Source organism: Formosa sp. Hel3_A1_48 (assembly GCF_001735715.1).
Lineage (GTDB): Bacteria > Bacteroidota > Bacteroidia > Flavobacteriales > Flavobacteriaceae > UBA3537.
In genome coordinates this window covers 96,593-110,200 of the sequence record NZ_CP017259.1, presented here as the reverse complement: position 1 = coordinate 110,200, position 13,608 = coordinate 96,593, and the positions used below count along the sequence as shown (strand labels likewise).

At 35.1% G+C, this 13,608-nt stretch carries 16 protein-coding genes; 9 read left to right on the top strand and 7 right to left on the bottom strand.

Annotation, left to right across the window (positions count from 1 at the left end; all coding sequences use genetic code 11):
- Positions 1-13: 13 nt before the first annotated feature.
- Positions 14-1,477, top strand: a complete 1,464-nt coding sequence (locus FORMA_RS00565; RefSeq protein WP_069673833.1) for an aminoacyl-histidine dipeptidase — start codon at positions 14-16, stop codon at positions 1,475-1,477.
- A 47-nt stretch (positions 1,478-1,524) separates the two neighbouring features.
- Here the strand turns inward: FORMA_RS00565 and FORMA_RS00560 are convergent, their stop codons facing one another.
- From FORMA_RS00560 to FORMA_RS00550, 3 genes are read right to left on the bottom strand one after another with little or no spacing between them, the layout of a single operon-like run.
- On the bottom strand, positions 1,525-2,694 hold the full coding sequence (locus tag FORMA_RS00560; protein ID WP_069673832.1) for a peptidylprolyl isomerase: 1,170 nt from the start codon (positions 2,692-2,694) through the stop codon (positions 1,525-1,527).
- Positions 2,695-2,719: 25 nt separating this feature from the next.
- Positions 2,720-3,247, bottom strand: a complete 528-nt coding sequence (gene gldI, locus FORMA_RS00555) for a gliding motility-associated peptidyl-prolyl isomerase GldI (RefSeq protein ID WP_069673831.1) — start codon at positions 3,245-3,247, stop codon at positions 2,720-2,722.
- Positions 3,247-4,260: a DHH family phosphoesterase gene (locus tag FORMA_RS00550; protein WP_069673830.1), complete on the bottom strand. Its 1,014-nt coding sequence runs from the start codon at positions 4,258-4,260 to the stop codon at positions 3,247-3,249. Before FORMA_RS00550 ends, gldI begins: the two co-directional genes overlap by 1 nt.
- Positions 4,261-4,348: 88 nt before the next feature.
- Between FORMA_RS00550 and FORMA_RS00545 the strand changes: the two genes are divergently transcribed.
- Positions 4,349-4,768, top strand: a complete 420-nt coding sequence (locus FORMA_RS00545; protein ID WP_069673829.1) for a nucleoside-diphosphate kinase — start codon at positions 4,349-4,351, stop codon at positions 4,766-4,768.
- A gap of 49 nt (positions 4,769-4,817) precedes the next feature.
- Here the strand turns inward: FORMA_RS00545 and FORMA_RS00540 are convergent, their stop codons facing one another.
- The 3 genes from FORMA_RS00540 to recF are packed head-to-tail and all read right to left on the bottom strand — an operon-like array spanning position 4,818 to position 6,603.
- On the bottom strand, positions 4,818-5,114 hold the full coding sequence (locus FORMA_RS00540) for a DUF721 domain-containing protein (RefSeq protein WP_069673828.1): 297 nt from the start codon (positions 5,112-5,114) through the stop codon (positions 4,818-4,820).
- Positions 5,111-5,527, bottom strand: a complete 417-nt coding sequence (locus tag FORMA_RS00535) for a lipocalin family protein (protein ID WP_069673827.1) — start codon at positions 5,525-5,527, stop codon at positions 5,111-5,113. Before FORMA_RS00535 ends, FORMA_RS00540 begins: the two co-directional genes overlap by 4 nt.
- Entirely contained in the window at positions 5,524-6,603 is a 1,080-nt protein-coding gene (recF, locus tag FORMA_RS00530) for a DNA replication/repair protein RecF (RefSeq protein WP_069673826.1), read from the bottom strand. Before recF ends, FORMA_RS00535 begins: the two co-directional genes overlap by 4 nt.
- A 138-nt stretch (positions 6,604-6,741) precedes the next feature.
- Here recF and FORMA_RS00525 point away from each other — a divergent pair, with 138 nt between their 5' ends.
- The 7 genes from FORMA_RS00525 (at position 6,742) to FORMA_RS00495 (ending at position 12,989) form a co-directional block, all read left to right on the top strand.
- Positions 6,742-7,509 (top strand): tetratricopeptide repeat protein, encoded by a 768-nt coding sequence (locus tag FORMA_RS00525; protein WP_069673825.1) that lies wholly within the window; start codon positions 6,742-6,744, stop codon positions 7,507-7,509.
- Between the two features lie 7 nt (positions 7,510-7,516).
- The gene (gene ribH, locus FORMA_RS00520) at positions 7,517-8,002 is read left to right on the top strand and encodes a 6,7-dimethyl-8-ribityllumazine synthase (RefSeq protein ID WP_069673824.1); all 486 of its coding nucleotides are present in this window, start codon (positions 7,517-7,519) and stop codon (positions 8,000-8,002) included.
- Between the two features lie 278 nt (positions 8,003-8,280).
- Complete coding sequence (locus FORMA_RS00515) at positions 8,281-8,472, top strand: hypothetical protein (RefSeq protein WP_231924994.1); 192 nt, start codon at positions 8,281-8,283, stop codon at positions 8,470-8,472.
- Positions 8,472-10,298, top strand: coding sequence for a DNA mismatch repair endonuclease MutL (gene mutL / locus FORMA_RS00510; RefSeq protein ID WP_069673822.1), 1,827 nt, complete (start codon positions 8,472-8,474; stop codon positions 10,296-10,298). The genes FORMA_RS00515 and mutL overlap by 1 nt, the downstream gene beginning before the upstream one ends.
- 1 nt (position 10,299) lies before the next feature.
- Complete coding sequence (locus FORMA_RS00505) at positions 10,300-11,121, top strand: rhomboid family intramembrane serine protease (protein WP_069673821.1); 822 nt, start codon at positions 10,300-10,302, stop codon at positions 11,119-11,121.
- Positions 11,122-11,970: a rhomboid family intramembrane serine protease gene (locus tag FORMA_RS09435; protein ID WP_069673820.1), complete on the top strand. Its 849-nt coding sequence runs from the start codon at positions 11,122-11,124 to the stop codon at positions 11,968-11,970.
- 128 nt (positions 11,971-12,098) lie between these two features.
- On the top strand, positions 12,099-12,989 hold the full coding sequence (locus tag FORMA_RS00495) for an endonuclease/exonuclease/phosphatase family protein (RefSeq protein WP_231924992.1): 891 nt from the start codon (positions 12,099-12,101) through the stop codon (positions 12,987-12,989).
- Positions 12,990-12,991: 2 nt separating this feature from the next.
- On the opposite strand, the gene FORMA_RS00490 is transcribed toward FORMA_RS00495, so the two are convergent.
- Positions 12,992-13,603 carry a WbqC family protein gene (locus FORMA_RS00490; RefSeq protein ID WP_069673819.1) on the bottom strand — a complete coding sequence of 204 codons (612 nt, stop codon included), beginning with the start codon at positions 13,601-13,603 and terminating at the stop codon, positions 12,992-12,994.
- Positions 13,604-13,608: the final 5 nt, after the last annotated feature.

Here is a 13,608-nt window from a genome sequence, read left to right as displayed (position 1 = left end):
CTAATTTTACACCATGAATACAACAATCAGACAATTGAGCCCTGTAGCAATTTGGTCAAATTTTGCCGATTTAAATACGGTACCCCGTCCATCCAAAAAAGAAGAGCGCGTTATTACATTTATTAAAGATTTTGGTGTTGGTCTAAACCTTGAGACCATAGAGGACGAAGTTGGTAATGTTATCATCAAAAAACCAGCCACTCCAGGAATGGAAGATCGAAAAGCAGTGGTTTTGCAATCACACTTGGATATGGTTCATCAAAAAAATATGGATACAGATTTTGATTTTCTAACCCAAGGCATCCAGATGTATGTTGATGGTGATTGGGTAAAAGCCAATGGCACAACACTTGGAGCTGATAATGGTTTGGGAGTAGCCACTATCATGGCCGTATTGCAAAGTACTGACATACCTCATCCAGCGCTAGAAGCATTATTTACTGTAGATGAAGAAACCGGAATGACTGGAGCTATGGGACTCCAGCCCGGACTGTTAAAAGGAGAAATTCTTTTGAACCTAGACACTGAAGAGGATGATGAAATTGGTGTGGGTTGTGCTGGAGGAATTGATATAACCGCAACAGGCTCTTACAGCGAAGAGCCAAGGCCTCAATCCACAGTTGCTTATGATCTTTCCGTTAAAGGACTACAAGGTGGACACTCAGGTATGGACATCCACAAAGGATTTGGCAATGCCAACAAACTTATAAGCCGTTTGTTGTACGATGGTTTTGACCGTTATGGACTTCGCATTTCAAAAATTGATGGTGGTAGTTTACGTAATGCTATTCCGCGAGAGAGCAGGGCTGTTGTGGTGGTCGATGCAGTGCATAAAGATGCTTTTGAAAGCGATACAGAACATTTAATTTCTGCAATTGAAAAAGAATTTGACACTATCGAACCAGAACTTAAAATTGTACTAAACCCCACCAATTTGCCTGAAGCAGTGATGGAGCTTGGAGTACAACAGCCTTTGCTTAAAGCTCTACGTGCGGCGCACAATGGTGTATACCGTATGAGCCCTGATATTGAGGATTTGGTGGAAACATCCAATAATGTAGCGCGTGTGCTTATAGAAAATGGACAAATTCATATAGGCTGTCTTACTCGTTCGTCTGTGGATAGTTCCAAAATGGATTTGGCACAGACTCTTAAAGCAACCTTTGAATTGGCTGGATGCGCCGTAGAATTTTCTGGAGATTATCCAGGTTGGACGCCCAATATGAAGGCCTCAATTTTAAAAGTTTTAAAAGATTTGTATGTTCAACTTAATGGTTCTGAACCTCATGTTGCTGCTTGTCATGCAGGGCTGGAGTGTGGCATATTGGGCACACATTATCCCAGTATGGAAATGATTAGTTTCGGGCCTAATATAAAAGGCGCACACTCTCCAGACGAACGTGCACAAATTTCTTCTGTACAGAAATTCTGGGTATTTCTTAAGGCGATTTTAGCAGCTATTCCAGAAAAGCTATAAAAAAACCCCGCATTAGCGGGGGTGTCTTAATGATTTAACTTGTTGCGTTATTCAGTACCAAGTTCCACAATAAAAATCAAATCTGAATTTGGTTTTATAGGGCCTCGGCCATTTTCGCCATAAGCAAGGTGAGAGGGCAGGTAAAAGAATGATTTTTGTCCTCTAGTCATGGCCAATACACCTTCTTTAAAACCAGGAATCATTTGTGCATCGGCACTAAATTTCATTGGCATTTGGTTGTATAACCCTCGTTGTTCTTTCTGAGGGTCGTAAGTGCCACACTTTACATCAACATCTTTTACGTTGGTACTAAAGAGTTTTCCATCGGTAAAATATCCTTCATAATATAGTTTTACAACAGATCCCAATGCTGGTTTTTGGCCATTACCTTCAACAATAGTGTAGGAGAGGAGACCAGAATCTGTAGGTTTGGCTTTGCTTTTGTAGTCTTCTAAAACAGGAAGAATCGAAGCTGCAGCAGCTTCCATTTTTTCTTCAGCGATTTTCTTTTGACGTTCGGCTTCCTTTTTGGCTTCTTCTATTTTTTTAAGACGTTTTTTTTCAAGAAGTGGTAATTCTTTTTCCCAAGTTTTTGCGGCATCAAAACCTTTGGCACTGAAACCTTGACGAATAATATTGATTGATAAAATTTCAACATCTTCAAGAGGTTTATTGCTTCCTGGAGCGACTGCTACATTCGAAATCGAATCTTGTACTTCCATTCCTTTTACAACTTGCCCAAAAACTGCGTGTCGATTATCGAGGTGAGGTGTAGGCACTTCTGTAATAAAAAACTGACTACCATTGGTTGATGGACCAGAGTTGGCCATAGACAATACACCTGGTTTATCATGTTTTAACGTTTCATCAAATTCATCCCCAAATTTATAACCTGGATCACCCATACCAGTAGCAGTTGGATCACCGCCCTGAATCATAAATTGATCAATGACTCTGTGAAATATAGTACCATTGTAATATGGTTTACCTTTTAACGAATCTGCTAGTAGTGGATGTGTTCCTTCTGCTAGTCCTACAAAATTCGCTACTGTAAGTGGGGCTTTTTTGTAAAATAATTGAACAACCATAGTATCTTTTGTGGTGGCAAATTCTGCAAATACGCCATCACCTAGTTCTGGGTATTTGTTTTGACAAGAGGAGCTGCTTAGTAATAATAGAATACCAAATAGGGTAGTTATAGATTTAGTGATTTTCATGATGTTTTTGTTTAGTGTGTCGTTATTAATTTTTAATTATATCGCGTACAATAACCTCACATATTAGTGGGGTATTTGCATCTATTTTATTATCATCTCCATAGTAACCATACGCCATTTGAGATGGAAAAATAAAGGTAATTTTTTCGCCTTTTCGCATTAATTTTATACCCTCTCTAAGCCCAGAAAACAATTCTTCTTGATCTACAAAATATGTTTTTAAGTTGGTTTCATTCATGGAATAAATCCATTCACCAAATAAATTTTTGATACTGTAGGTGTAAATGACCTGATCACCAAACTTCGGAGTGTATAATTCTTTATCGTTTTTGAAGTTATATTTATACCAAAACCCATAATCTGAGGCAATAAAGGTATTGTCTTTATCTACAAGTTGCTTAATTAGTTTGTATTCTCTTTCGTTTCGGGATTTGTTGATTTGAATAGAAGTATCAATAAAACTTCCTGAATTTTGCTGAACTGGCAGTCGAGCATTTGAGGGCTTACAGCCTAGAAACAAAATAATTACGGTAAGTAAACGAAAAACAGACATTATTTTAATTTTGATGCTAATGCTTTTACTAATTTTTTAAATTCTTCAACTGTCTTTTCTAAAGAAAGCGTGCTTTTGCCACCAGCTGCATTTTTATGCCCACCACCACTAAAATGTTCACGAGCCAATAGATTGACATCAAAATCGCCTTTGGAACGCAACGATATTTTAATGATTCCTTCTTCTTTATTTTCAATAAAAATTGCCGCTAATTTCACACCTTCTACGGATAAGCCGTAATTAACCAACCCTTCAGTATCTCCTTTTTGTTGACCAATTTTATCGAGTTCTTTTTGCGATAATGTTATGTAGGCTGTATGCAATGGTGCGATAACAGTGAGGTTGTTAAGAGCAGTCCCCAACAATTTTATGCGTTCAAAACGATTAGCGTCATACACTTTGCTGTGAATTTCGGAGTGTTCAACTCCAATCTCAATTAGATGTGCCGCTATACGATGTGTTGTGCTTGTTGTTTTTGGAAAACGGAACGATGCTGTATCCGTCATAATACCAGTGTAAAGTGCACTCCCGATTGCTTTATTAATCAAAGCTATATCTCCTAGCTGATCGATAAAATTATAAACCATTTCAGCAGTAGAACACATATTCACATCAGAATAGGTGTAAGCTGCGTAATTATCTGGTTGTTGGTGATGATCGATCATAATTTTCAAAGCAGTATTTTCAGTCAACACCTTTTGCATTGATCCACTGCGGTGTAAAGTGTTAAAATCAAGGGTAAATACAAGATCTGCAACTTCTAACTTTTTTTGAGCTTTTTTTATATTTTTCTCAAATTGAATCACTGATGATGTTCCTGGTATCCATTTTAAAAAATTGGGATAGTCATTGGGTACAATAACATCTGCAACGTGTCCTTTTTGTATGAGATAGTGATAAAGGCCCAAAGATGAACCAATAGCATCACCATCTGGGTTAACATGGCAAACAATCACTATGTTTTTTGGCGATTGTAATAAGGACTTTACATCGTTAAAAGTTAAACTTTTCATAAGAAACAAAGATACAACTTTTTATAAATAGCTCTGCAGTCTGTTTTCATTTCAAAATCATTACTTTTGCACGAATTAAATTTTAAATATGGCAAACAATAGAACTTTTACGATGCTTAAGCCTGACTCAGTTGAAAAGGGAAACATCGGCCCAATTTTAGAAAAAATAACCTCTTCCGGATTTCGTATTGTAGCGATGAAGTTAACTCAATTGACTACAGCCGATGCTGAGGCTTTTTACGACATTCATAAAGAACGTCCATTTTTTGGAGATTTAGTAACGTATATGACTCGAGGTCCCATCGTTGCTGCAATCTTGGAAAAGGATAATGCTGTTGAAGACTTTAGAGCACTGATTGGCGCAACAAATCCAGCAGAGGCTGCTGATGGCACCATCCGCAATATGTTCGCTGATTCTATTAGCGAAAATGCTGTCCATGGAAGTGATAGTGATGAGAATGCCGCTATTGAAGGTGCTTTTCACTTTTCAGGACGCGAGATGTTTTAAAACTTTTCTCAAATTCAAAATTAAACCACACCACAGGTGTGGTTTTTTGTTATCTTAAAATCACTTTTTTAATAACTTCTTTACCCAATTCTTCGTTGATCATAGCGATGATTTTGTCTTTTCCATAGGCCAATTCTTCGCGCAACACAGATGAGCTTAAAGCTACATACAAAGTACCTTTATGTAGTTTGATGCTGCTGGTGTAGTTGTTTACACCATTGCCCATAAGTTCGCGCCAGGCATTGGCTACGTTTACACTGTCCAATCCTTTCTCTAATTTGTTATTTTCAACAAATGAAGCCAAAACTTCGTTTATTTTTTGATGGTCGTTGTGGCGTTTACTCATTCCTCTAAGTTTAAAGGTTTGTAAGGTTTATAGGTGTATACAAAACCCTCGGTATTGGCTAATACCAGTGCTGTGGTACTTGCCGAAATAATTTCTTCACTGTATGTAGTTGCATTATCATTATATATCAAAAACAAGCTATTGTGTTCTGTTTTAATTTCAAAATTAAGCACATCATCAGAGGTTTCAAAAGTTCCTTGAAAATTTGGTTTTAGCTTTTTACGAAAACCCGAACGATCTGAATTGATTTTAAAATAATCAATTCCTGTACTGATTTTGAATGCTTTAATTTTTGCCCCGTTCTTATGGACTTGATCAATTTCCCAATAGCCCTCCACAAAACTGAGGTATTGTGCTGGATCCGTTTTACAACTCATGATCATAAGTAAAGAAAAGCAGATTAAGTTTTTCATAACTGGAAAATTTCAAAAGATTGATGGACATTTTTCACGGCCTTTTCGGTGCGCTCAGCATGGGTGTCAGAAATGAATAGCTGCCCAAAACTATCGTCATTGACCATGCCAATGATACGCTCTACACGTTGTTCGTCCAATTTATCAAAAATATCATCCAAAAGCAAAATGGGAGTAGTTCCGCTTTGCGATTTTATAAAGTCAAATTGTGCCAGTTTCAGCGCAATTAAAAATGATTTTTGTTGCCCTTGACTTCCAAATTTCTTAATTGGATATTCCCCAATATTTAATTCAATATCATCTTTGTGAATGCCTACACTAGTGTATTGTAGTACACGGTCTTTATTAATATGTGATTTTAGTAATATTTCAAGTGACTGATTATTTAATTGACTTTTATATTCCAAGCTTACCATTTCATTTTGATTACTAATTGCCTTGTATTGTTTTAGGAAAACTGGAATAAAAGCCTCGATAAATACCTTTCTTTTTTGATGGATTTTAGCCCCCAAATCGGATAGTTGTTCATTGTACACTTCTAACGCATTAATATCAAAAGTATTTTGGTTTGAAAAATACTTTAATAAGGCATTGCGTTGACCTAAAATTTTGTTGTATTGAATCAAATGCTCAAGATAGATTTTGTCGCTTTGCGAAATTACCCCATCAATAAATTTCCGTCTCATGTCGCTACCTTCTGTAATTAAATCACGGTCTGCTGGAGATATAATGACAAGAGGTAAAAACCCTATGTGATCACTAAAGCGTTCATATGCTTTAGCATTACGTTTGATGATTTTTTTGTGCCCTTTTTTGAGCGAAACAATTATTTTTTCTTCACGATCTTCTTTAGAGTAATTGCCGTCTACAACAAAAAACTCTTCTCCGTGTTTTATGTTTTGAGACGCGATGGGGTTGAAGTAGCTCTTCCCAAACGATAAATGATATATGGCGTCCAAAATATTGGTTTTACCAATCCCGTTAGGTCCAACAAAGCAATTCACCTTTTTGTTAAATTCAAATGATCTGCTGTCAAAATTTTTATAGTTTACTAAATTTAGTGACTTTAGGATCATTTGGATTTAAATTGGTTTAAAATTATATTTTTGATAGGAACTAGACTATTAATGGTGCAAAATATTGAAAAATAACAAATAAATTATCATTAATTTAAGAATAAAATTATATTTTTGCCCCTCATATTTTAGAACATTATGGCTACATATAAGAAACGCGGCGGGAAGCCAAAAACAAAAGCAGAAAAACAAAGCTCAATCGAGGAAGGTTCAACAACTGCAGAGGTCTTCAAATCACTAGATGAAAATGCTTCCAAAACTGAGCAATGGGTTGCCTCAAATCAAAAATATATTTTTGCTATTGTTGGCATTGTAGCGGTTTTAGTTTTAGGTTTTTTGGGGTATGATAAATACATACAACAACCCAATGAACGCTTGGCAATGAACGATATGTATTCTGCGCAAAAACATTTCAATGAGGCGGTCAATGGTACAGAACAAGATTCATTGTTTTCTCTTTCTTTGAATGGTGCTGATGGGAAATACGGTATGCTAGATATTGTGGACACATACAGCGGAACAAAAGCTGGGAATTTAGCTAATTATTATGTTGGCATGGCTTATCTAAATATGAAGGACTACGTTAACGCAATAGAGTATTTAAATGCTTTCGAGTCCACGGATGATGTTTTGGGACCAATCGCCAAAGGAGGTATTGGAGATGCATTTGTTCAACTCGAACAACTTGACGAGGCCTATGATTATTATGTTCAAGCTGCAAATGACAGAACTAATAATTACACAACACCAATGTACTTGTATAAAGCAGGTGTAATCGGTTTAAAATTGGGTAAAAACTCAAATGCTTTGAGCTTTTTTAATACTATAAAATCCGATTTCCCCAATAGTACAGAAGCCAAAGATATTGATGTTTTCATAGGAAAAGCACAAGCAGCGCTTAACTAAAAAACGCATGGCAACGGCAAATACAAATCTTTCTAATTACGATAAATCAGCACTTCCAGATGCATCTAGTTTCAAACTGGGTATTGTTGTTTCGGAGTGGAATGCTGAGGTTACCAATGGGCTTCTTCAGGGTGCTCTAAAAACATTGTTAGATTGTGGTGTTTTGGATCATAATATTTCTGTTCATAAAGTTCCTGGTAGTTTTGAACTTATTTTTGGTGCAAAAAAACTGCAAACTTCGGGAGTCGATGCTGTAATTACCATAGGCTGTGTAGTTCAAGGAGAAACAAAACACTTTGATTACGTTTGTGCAGGGGTAACACAAGGAATTAAGGATTTAAATATAAACCATTCAATTCCGGTGATTTTCTGTGTTTTGACTGATAATAATCTTCAGCAATCACTAGATCGATCTGGAGGAAAGTATGGAAACAAAGGCGTTGAAGCCGCAGTAACCGCTCTAAAAATGATTGATTTTAACAGATCTATATAATTTAGTTTAAATTTTAGACTCCTCTTTTTTATACTGTAATTTTTAAGTATTTTTGATTTAATCGAACTTACATTTTTTATGGTAAAATTCAGACCAAGAACTCAACGTAAAAAAACCTTCTCAGTATCATGGTTAGTGGTAGTTGTCATTGTAATTTTAATTGGAATGTTTGTTTTGGATTTGAAATATATTTAGATATGGGGTTATTTAAACTCAGAAAAAATAAAAAATTCAATTACGAGCCACGTTATTATAAAGGGGATTCAAATCCTTTTGAAATGAAACACAAGTTCGATGACCAGCGAGTGACCGTTCAAAAAACTAACTTAAAAGGTACTTTGAAAAATGCGCTTAATGATGCTAAGCACACAGATCGTGCGACCAGCAGACGAATAGGGTTTATTATTATGGTTCTTGTTTTTATCGCTTTGTGGATCATTGATTTTGACCTTTCATTATTTTTTAGCTAATGGCAGACATCATAAACCTTTTACCAGATCACGTAGCCAATCAGATTGCTGCTGGAGAAGTTGTTCAACGGCCTTCTTCAGTCGTAAAGGAATTACTAGAAAACGCTATCGATGCCGGATCCACTACTGTAAAGTTATTCATCAAAAATGCTGGAAAAACTCGTATTCAAGTTATTGACGATGGTAAGGGGATGAGTGATACTGACGCACGATTAAGTTTCGAGCGTCATGCAACCTCTAAAATTAATTCTGCGGAAGATTTATTTTCCTTAAACACAAAAGGATTTCGTGGAGAGGCTTTGGCCAGCATTGCCGCTATTGCACATGTAGAGCTCAAAACTAAACAAGAAAATGACGAGTTAGGAACCGCTATCACCATAGAAGGAAGTATAGTAAAAAAACAAGAGACTACTGCTACTTCAAAAGGAACATCTATAGCTGTCAAAAATTTGTTTTTTAATATACCTGCCCGGCGAAATTTCCTCAAATCTGATGCTGTAGAATTGCGCCATATAATCGATGAATTTCATCGAGTAGTTTTAGCACATCCCCAAATAAATTTTTCAATGTACCACAACGACAATAATTTATTTGACTTGCGATCCGAAAATTTTAGACAACGTATTGTACATACCTTTGGAAAAAAAACAAATGAGAAGTTAGTACCCGTCGATGAGGATACGGAGTTGTTAAAAATAAGTGGTTTTGTCGGAAAACCTGAGTTTGCGAAAAAATCAAGGGGAGAACAATTTTTCTTTGTTAATCAGCGCTTCATCAAAAGTCCTTATTTGAATCACTCTATTCAAGCGGCTTTTGAAGGTTTATTAGCTCCAAATAAATATCCAAGCTATTTTTTGAATTTGACAGTTGACCCAAAGTCTATTGATATTAATATTCACCCCACTAAAACAGAAATTAAATTTGACGACGAGCCCACTATTTATGCCTTGTTACGTGCTGCCGTAAAGCACAGTTTAGGACAATTTAGTGTTGCACCTATCCTTGATTTTCAGCGGAATGCGGCTCTAGATACTCCGTACCATCAACAAAGCGATAACGTATCAACCCCAAGAGTTGAGGTTGATCCAGATTTTAATCCATTTTCTAGTTCTAAGCCTAACAAAAGTACACCAAGTGCACCTGCATGGGAAAGTCTTTATACGGGCATAAAATCGGCAGTGAACAATACTAATGATTTTAGCGAAGTGCAATTTGAGTCTGATGAGCTGCAATCCTCAATTTTTGACGAAGATGAAAGCAAAAAGGTCCAAAACACCTTTCAATTACAACATAAGTACATTATCAGTACCATTAAATCTGGCATGGTTGTTATCGACCAAAACAGAGCTCACCAACGTATTTTATATGAAGATTTTTTAAAACAAATTACCTTGAAAGGTACGGTTCGTCAGCAGCTGATGTTTCCGCTAAGTTTTGAGTTTTCAACAAAAGATTCCGAGGTATTTCAAACCTTAAAGGAGCAATTGGAACATTCTGGTTTTGTATTTGATGAATTGAGTAATAAACAGGTCACAATTTCTGCTATACCCGCAGCGTTAAAGGAAAGTGATGTTGCAAAAGTATTTAACCAGCTTATTGATGATGTGCATAATGAAGTTCCTGATTTTAATTTCAGTTCTAGTGATTTATTGGCTAAAACATTTGCTAAAAGTCTTGCAATCAAAAACGGAAAAAAGCTAAATGTGACTGAGCAAGAGTTTATTGTTAACTCATTATTTGCTTGTAAAGAACCGACGCTCTCTCTGAATAATAAGGCTATTTTTAAGACCATAGAAATTACAGAAATAGAATCTAAATTTAATTAATATGCTTAGAATTACTCCTACTGTCAAACACCTAGTAATCTTGAATGTTATTATATTTCTGGGCACATACCTTATGGGTAATGAAGACTTATTTTTCAATCTGTTAGCTCTTTTTTATCCATTGAGTAGCTACTTTGAGCCCTGGCAAATTATTTCGCATATGTTTATGCACGGGAGTTTTCAGCATTTGTTATTCAATATGTTTGCGCTCTGGATGTTTGGAACTGCTGTCGAGCATTATTTTGGTCAAAAAAAGTTTATTGTATTTTACATCAGTTGTGGCTTGGGCGCAGTAGCACTTACTTTTTTAGTTTATTATATTCAGATTTATCCTTTAATAACCGAATTAGAAGGGCGTGGATTTACTTTCGAATTTATAAAAGAAACTTCTCGTTTAAATATTCTGCAAAACAATATGTTTAAGGGGGAGATTTTAGTTCAAAAAATGCAGGTTATTCTTGATAATTTTGGCTACAGCTTGAGTCAAATAGATCAAAACACCTTTAGTAGTATATTTGATTTAAATGTAAAAAGCAATTCATCCATGGTTGGTGCTTCTGGTGCAATAATGGGTATTTTAGTGGCTTTTGGTATGATGAATCCCAATGCTGAACTGATGATGATTTTTCTGCCTATTCCGATAAAAGCAAAATATTTTATCCCTGGAATTATTGCTTTGGATTTGTTTTCTGCCATCTCTGGAGTTTCAATTTTTAGCCCAAGCAATACGGCTTATATAGCCCATATTGGTGGTGCGCTTACTGGATTCTTACTTATGTACTTTTGGAAAAAAAATCAATTTGACAAATACCGTTGGAATTAAATGAGTAGCCTGAAACAAGATATAAAAACAAAGTTTTTGCACTTACACGTTTTAGAAAAAATAATTGTATTAAATACAAGTCTATTTTTTTTAGGAATAATCCTGAATTTATTGGGTATCAATCTTTTAGACTGGTTTTCGTTACCATACAGGTTTTCAGAAGTTCTTTCACATCCATGGAGCATAATTACATATGGGTTTTTGCACCATAGCCTTGGGCACCTCTTTTTTAATATGTTAGTCTTGTATTTTATAGCGCAATCTTTTGCTAATTTATTTAAACCTCGTCTTTCATTTAAAATTTACATTTTGGGCGTTATTTTTGGCGGTTTAGCATTTGTATTTGTTTCTATGCTCATCCCAGATTTACTGCGCATAAATGGCCCTTTAGTTGGTGCGTCAGCAGGAGTTCGTGCTTGTATTTTATTCCTTTGTGTGTATTGGCCAAATAAACCCATAGGATTTTTCTCTTTTAGGTTTCCTTTGAAGTATTTGGGAATAGCTATGGTCCTTTTAGATTTGCCAGGTTTGATGTCGTTGAATTCTGGTGGAACAGTTGCTCATATTGGGGGTTATCTTTCGGGCTTTTTGTATGCAAAACAACTTAAAATTGGAAAGGACTTAGGTTCTTTTCTTGATGTTGTTTTAGATTATTTAAAATCGGTAAATAAGTTAAAAACTGTTCACAAATCTAAGTCACCTACCATGGGCGGAAAACAAAAAAAAGAGTTTAATGCATTCCCACAGCAAAAACAAATAGATTTGATATTAGATAAGATTAGTAAAAGTGGATATGATAGTTTAACACAAGCGGAAAAAGATTTTTTATTTCGTGCAGGAAAAAAGTGATTATTTTGAAACGTTTAAACTTTTTTGATAAAATTTTATTTCTTCTAAACAGTTTAGTTTCTACACTATTACTCCTTTCTTATTTTCTACCTTTTTTACCACCTAAAACATTTTCACATTTGGCCGTTTTGAGTCTTACCGTACCTTTTTTGATTCTCATTAATATTTTATTTTGTGTCTATTGGTTAGTTAAAATTAGACGGCAATTTTTATTATCAGCACTAGTTTTAGGTCTTGGATACAATCATTTATTGTCATTATATAACTTTTCGGGTAGTGAAACTTCGGCTGAAGAAGAAGGCCTAACCCTCATGAGTTATAATGTTCGTTTACTGAATTTTTACAATTGGATCAACGATCAGGCTATCCCAGAAAAAATACAAGCTTTTATTGAAAAACAATCACCAGATATATTATCAGTTCAAGAATACAACAGTAGCGAAGCTCTACCATTGGATTACCCATATGTGTTCAGCTCAGCTTCAAAAACTAAATCTGAGTTAGTGATTTTTTCAAAATATCCTTTTTTGGATAAGGGGATTATAAAGTTTTCAAATTCTGCGAACTCGGCAATATACGCTGATATTCTGATTAACTCCGATACACTCAGAATTTATAACATTCATCTTCAATCTTCGGGCGTAAACCCAAATGTAAAAAGATTAGATTCAAAAACATCCGACCGGCTTTTTAAACGCCTAAGCAAAACGTTTGAAGCTCAACAAGACCAGGCCGAGTTGGTTTCTAATCACCTGCTCAACTCTCCTTATAAAACCATTTTAAGTGGTGATTTTAACAATACTGCTCATTCTTATGTATACCGCCTTTTGAAATCAAATTTAAACGACGCTTTTGAAGTAGCTGGTAGTGGTTTTGGTTCTACATTTGCATTTCAATACTTTCCTTTGCGCATCGATTTTATTTTAGTCGATGAAGGGTTAAAGGTTTCAAGTTTCAAAAATCATAATGTTAAGTATTCCGATCATTTCCCAATTTCGACATTAGTACAAAGCGATTAGCTCTAAACTGCAGGATGATTTTTGATGTAAAGAAGTGTTTCTGGTCCTAAATTAAATAATAAATCTAAGATACTTAGGTTTTGTAAATAACCATGTTTGTTTTCAAATACTTGGATGTAAGCTTCGGTTTTAATCGAATTATTATTTTTTGTTTCAATTAAAAATCTATAGTCTTTACCATCGTATTTTTTTTTAAAAGTTTTTGACATACTATAATTGAGTTTAAAATCTAAACACTCATTAATTCGACTGATGCATTCAAGGTTAAAGAACGTCAATTCGTCACTTTTTTTGCTAAAAAGAGGTTTTAATTCATCCTCATAAAATTCAAAAAAGGGTGAAGTTCGATATGCACTTTCTATAGATTTCCAATGTATACTTTTCCAATTTGTACTGTTATCTATACGGATCTCACTCGTTTTCTGTCTATTTAATTGTGAGTAATGCACAGGAATGTGTAGTCCTAATTGGCCATTTGCTCCATAGATGTAGCATCGATTTCTAAGAGTTTGTTTTTGATAATTATCATGCATCTCAAAAACGATATTTTTGTTTTGTACAAAAATGATATAGTTTGCAATACTTGGAATATAAGAAGGATAAATCAGACTCATCAATG

Bases quoted from the DNA above. Each gene is read 5' to 3' on its own strand.
- FORMA_RS00565 (WP_069673833.1), top strand. From the start codon at position 14: ATGAATACAACAATCAGACAATTGAGCCCTGTAGCAATTTGGTCAAAT.
- FORMA_RS00560 (WP_069673832.1), bottom strand. From the start codon at position 2,694: ATGAAAATCACTAAATCTATAACTACCCTATTTGGTATTCTATTATTA.
- gldI (WP_069673831.1), bottom strand. From the start codon at position 3,247: ATGTCTGTTTTTCGTTTACTTACCGTAATTATTTTGTTTCTAGGCTGT.
- FORMA_RS00550 (WP_069673830.1), bottom strand. From the start codon at position 4,260: ATGAAAAGTTTAACTTTTAACGATGTAAAGTCCTTATTACAATCGCCA.
- FORMA_RS00545 (WP_069673829.1), top strand. From the start codon at position 4,349: ATGGCAAACAATAGAACTTTTACGATGCTTAAGCCTGACTCAGTTGAA.
- FORMA_RS00540 (WP_069673828.1), bottom strand. From the start codon at position 5,114: ATGAGTAAACGCCACAACGACCATCAAAAAATAAACGAAGTTTTGGCT.
- FORMA_RS00535 (WP_069673827.1), bottom strand. From the start codon at position 5,527: ATGAAAAACTTAATCTGCTTTTCTTTACTTATGATCATGAGTTGTAAA.
- recF (WP_069673826.1), bottom strand. From the start codon at position 6,603: ATGATCCTAAAGTCACTAAATTTAGTAAACTATAAAAATTTTGACAGC.
- FORMA_RS00525 (WP_069673825.1), top strand. From the start codon at position 6,742: ATGGCTACATATAAGAAACGCGGCGGGAAGCCAAAAACAAAAGCAGAA.
- ribH (WP_069673824.1), top strand. From the start codon at position 7,517: ATGGCAACGGCAAATACAAATCTTTCTAATTACGATAAATCAGCACTT.
- FORMA_RS00515 (WP_231924994.1), top strand. From the start codon at position 8,281: ATGAAACACAAGTTCGATGACCAGCGAGTGACCGTTCAAAAAACTAAC.
- mutL (WP_069673822.1), top strand. From the start codon at position 8,472: ATGGCAGACATCATAAACCTTTTACCAGATCACGTAGCCAATCAGATT.
- FORMA_RS00505 (WP_069673821.1), top strand. From the start codon at position 10,300: ATGCTTAGAATTACTCCTACTGTCAAACACCTAGTAATCTTGAATGTT.
- FORMA_RS09435 (WP_069673820.1), top strand. From the start codon at position 11,122: ATGAGTAGCCTGAAACAAGATATAAAAACAAAGTTTTTGCACTTACAC.
- FORMA_RS00490 (WP_069673819.1), bottom strand. From the start codon at position 13,603: ATGAGTCTGATTTATCCTTCTTATATTCCAAGTATTGCAAACTATATC.